This is a genomic window from Natrinema soli (assembly GCF_028618695.1).
On the sequence record NZ_JAQIVI010000047.1, the window covers coordinates 1 to 4,033 of the forward strand.

Below are 4,033 nucleotides of genomic sequence, written 5' to 3' on the forward strand. Positions count from 1 at the left end.
GATCGCGGCGACGACGACGGCCGCCGAGGACCCCAGTCCGGCACCCAGCGGGATGTCGCTCTCGATCGTCACGTCGAAGCCGGCGTCGTCCTCGCCGGTGACCTCGCGGACCTGTTCGATCGCGCCGTCGACGTACCCCATCGCCGCGCTGACGAGCGATTCCGAGACGTCGATGTCGGGTCCGTCCTCCGTCGTCCCGTCGTACTCGACCGTGAACCCGTCCAGACTGAGATCGTCCGCCCGAACGCGGAGCTTGCCGTCGTCGCGTCGTTGCACGCCGACCCGCGCCCGCCGCTCGATCGCACACGGGACGGCGGGCTCGCCGTAAACGACCGCGTGCTCCCCGAACAGGTACACCTTCCCGGGAGCGCTCGAGAGTGTCATGCTCGGCCGTTGGTCCGAGGACAAGTAATACCTGTCTGTGTCGTCGCTGTCGTCCGCGGTGATACGGTCTGCTGTAACGATGTACCGGTGCGACCGCAGGTCGGATCACGGTCGCGCCGGAAATGACTTACAGCAGGCCGTATGAGCCGTTGACCGTTCGATCGGAGTCGGACTTATGCTCCTGCAGTCGAACGTCGGTCGTATGTCGCTCGTTCTCCCGAGTGAACTCGTCGTCGAACGGTTCCTGCCGACCGTGCGGGCGATGTTGGCCACCCGACTCGCCGACCGCGGGATGACACAACAGGAGATCGCCGCCGAACTCGGCGTGACCCAGGCCGCGGTCAGCAAGTACGTCAGCGGTACCGGCGGCGGTGACGATCGGTTTCGCGACGACCCCGAAACCGTCGCCACCGTCGATCACATCGCGGACGGACTGGCCGGCGGCGAGCTGGACGCCTACGACGCGCTCGCCGAACTCCTCTCGCTGGTCCGGAGCCTCGAGGACCGCGGCCCAATCTGCGAACTCCACGAAGATGTGATGCCGGAGCTGCGGGGCCTCGGCTGTGACCTCTGCGTTCGCGGGCTCGATCCCGACGTCCGTGCCGAACGGGACGTTCTCGCGAACGTCCGCACCGCCGCGCGGACGCTCGCCTCGATCCCCGGTATGGCCGACTCCGTCCCGAACGTCGGAACGAACGTCGGCATGTGCTTGCCCGAACCGCGCGACGAGACCGATGTCGCCGCGGTCCCCGGCCGGATTTACGCGATGGGCGGCCGGATCGAAATTCCGGCGAACCCCGAGTTCGGCGCCTCGAAACACGTCGCGACGGCGATACTCGCCGCCAACGACGCCGATCCGTCCGTTCGCGGCGCGATCAACGTCGCCACCGACGACGACGTGCTCGAGGCCGCGGCTGCGACGGGGATCGACCCGCTCGAGTTCGACGCCGACTACGAGGACCGCGGCGAGCACCTCCGAAATCGGTTCGAGGACCGCGGCGAGGTTCCCCGCGTCGCATACCACCGGGGCGCGTTCGGAATCGAACCCGCGACCTACGTCTTCGGTGCGACGGCTACCGACGCCGCCGAACTGATCGAGACGGTACTCGACGTGGCGTCTTCGTCGTGAGAACGTCGACCCGTTTGCGGGAGATCAGGAGCGGTTCGCGCCGATCGTGACCGTGACGGCGTCGAGGACGGTCGCGTTCTTCTCGCATTCGATCCTGATCTGATACGTTGTGGCGGGCTCGTCCGGAAGCGGCGGGCCGACGGAAAATCCGGTGTGGTACCTGTTCGGCTCGAGGCTGTAGGTGCCGTCCCATTCGAACGAGTCGTTCCGGCGCTCGTACACGACGAGAGAGTAGGTCTCGTTAGCGGTCGCGTCGATGGAGTAGTCCACGTCGAAGCGAGCGCCGTTTTGCTGGCTGATGGTATCGACGGAGACGTTGTCGATCACGTCACCGGTCGACGGATCGCTGATCGTCGAGCTGTACTCCCGGCTCGTCGTATCGGTACAGCCGGCAATGAGAAGCACGCCGACGACCATCACGGTCGCGACGACGGCCCGCCAGTCCCGGTCGGAGGGTGCCGAGGACATTATCAGTTCTTTTGACTAGTTGTGTATAAGTCTTATCATATAATTGACTTCTTTGCCCCGGTCCGAACGCCGATCGGGAGTGCTCGTCGAGTTGCCCAGAAGACGTCTCACCGATCACACGCCGTTCGAGCGCAGTGACAGTCTGTCGCCACGCCCCTGGAGATCACGCTCGAGCGAGAGTCGGCGAGAAAACGAACAGCGTCGATATCTACAGCGTTAGACCGTGCTTTCGAAGTCCTCGAGCGAGTACGACGGCTCGGCACCGCGTCGATCGAGGACCTCGTTGGCGAGGAGCCAGTAGACGACCGAGAGGGCCTTGCGACCCTTGTTGTTCGTCGGGACGACGAGGTCGACGTTACTGACCTGGTTGTTCGAGTCACACATCGCGATGACCGGGATGCCGACCGTGATGGCCTCCTTGACGGCCTGGGCGTCACCGATCGGGTCGGTGACGACCAGCACGTCCGGCTCGATGTAGCCGTCGTACTTCGGGTTCGTCAGAGTGCCCGGGATGAAGCGGCCGGTGCGGGCGCGAGCGCCCACGGCATCGGCGAACTTCTCCGCCGGGAACCGACCGTACTGACGGCTCGAAGTGACCAGGATCTGCTCCGGGTCGTAGTTCGCGAGGAAGTCCGCGGCCGTGCGGATGCGGCCGTCGGTCTTCGAGACGTCGAGCACGTAGAGACCGTCGGTTCGAACGCGGTGGATGAACCGACCCATGTCCTCGGTCTTCTGTTGGGTCCCGATGTGGACGCCAGCGCCGAGGTAGTCCTCGACGGGGATCAACAGGTCCGCCTCCTCGTCGGACATGACGTCGTCGTCGAGGGTCGGACCGGCGTCTTCTTCCTCGGCGTCGTCGGCTGGTTCTGCGTCGGCCGCGGGGGCTCCCTCGGCGTCGGCGGGCTGTTCGTCTACTGGCTCGACATCCTCCTCGGCGGCGGGGCCAGCCCCTTCGGCTGGCTCCTCGTCGATTTCCTCCTCGGCGGCGTCGAGCCCTTCCTGGGTTGCGTCGTTTTCTGTCATGTCGCGTCGTCTGCGATTCGAATGAGCTCGTTGAGCTTTGCGGTTCGCTCGCCGCCGACGGTCCCCGTCTTGATGAAGGGAGCGTCGGTCGCGACGGCGAGGTGTGCGATCGTCGCGTCTTCGGTCTCGCCCGACCGATGGGAGACGACCGAGTCGTAGCCGTTCTCCGTCGCGAGTTCGATCGCGTCGAACGCGTCCGACAGCGTCCCGATCTGATTCGGCTTGATCAGGATGCTGTTGGCCGCGCCGCGGTCGATCCCCTCGATGAGACGGTCGGTGTTGGTGACGAATAGGTCGTCACCACAGATCAGCGTCTGGTCGCCAACCTCGTCCGTGAGGTCGGCGAAGGCGTCGTAATCGTCCTCGTCGAGGGGATCCTCGACGTAGACGAGGTCGTACTCCTCGACGAGTTCGGCGATGTACGCGATCTGCTCGTCCGTGTCGCGACTCCGGTCGCTGTACTCGTACGTTTCCGACTCGGAATCGTACAGTTCAGCGCCTGCGACGTCCAGCCCGAAGCCGATATTGAAGCCGACCTCGTCCTGAACCAGCGAGACCGCCTCGGCGACGATTTCGAAGGCCTCGCCGTCGTCGATCGACGGTGCCCACGCGCCCTCGTCGCCCTTGCCGCAGGGAACGCCGCGTTCCTCGAGCAGATCGGCGACGGCGGCGTGGACGGCCGCGTTAGCGAAGGCCGCATCTTCGACGCTCGGCGCGCCGACGGGTGCGGCCAGGAACTCCTGAATGTCGGTCGCGTCGGCGGCGTGTTCGCCGCCGCCGACGACGTTACCGAGCGGAATCGGGAAGTTCTCACCGCGGAACGTTCCACCGAGGTGCTGAAAGAGCGGCGCACCGAGCACGTCGGCACCGGCTTTCGCAGCGGCCATCGAGATTGCGACCGCGCTGTTTGCGCCGATCTCGGAAAAGTCGTCCGTGGCGTCAGCAGCGTGGAGCGCGGCGTCGACGTCGCGCTGGTTGCCCGCGTAGATCTCGCCGACGAGCCGGGGAACGGCGTGTTCCCGGGCCGCG

At 65.8% G+C, this 4,033-nt stretch carries 5 protein-coding genes; 1 reads left to right on the forward strand and 4 read right to left on the reverse strand.

What is annotated here, in order from left to right; all coding sequences use genetic code 11:
• The coding region (locus PGX04_RS03090; protein WP_273737170.1) for a mevalonate kinase family protein at window positions 1-384 on the reverse strand (384 nt) is incomplete at its 3' end.
• Window positions 385-586: 202 nt separating this feature from the next.
• Between PGX04_RS03090 and PGX04_RS03095 the strand changes: the two genes are divergently transcribed.
• A complete protein-coding gene (locus PGX04_RS03095; RefSeq protein WP_273737171.1) occupies window positions 587-1,513 on the forward strand; it encodes a thiamine-phosphate synthase family protein in 927 nt (308 codons plus the stop codon).
• Between the two features lie 24 nt (window positions 1,514-1,537).
• Here PGX04_RS03095 and PGX04_RS03100 read toward each other — a convergent pair whose 3' ends face one another.
• The 3 genes from PGX04_RS03100 to eno all read right to left on the reverse strand — a co-directional run.
• Window positions 1,538-1,981: a hypothetical protein gene (locus PGX04_RS03100; protein ID WP_273737172.1), complete on the reverse strand. Its 444-nt coding sequence runs from the start codon at window positions 1,979-1,981 to the stop codon at window positions 1,538-1,540.
• Window positions 1,982-2,197: 216 nt separating this feature from the next.
• Complete coding sequence (gene rpsB / locus PGX04_RS03105) at window positions 2,198-3,004, reverse strand: 30S ribosomal protein S2 (protein WP_273737173.1); 807 nt, start codon at window positions 3,002-3,004, stop codon at window positions 2,198-2,200.
• The coding region (gene eno, locus PGX04_RS03110; RefSeq protein WP_273737174.1) for a phosphopyruvate hydratase at window positions 3,001-4,033 on the reverse strand (1,033 nt) is incomplete at its 5' end. The genes rpsB and eno, both read right to left, overlap by 4 nt.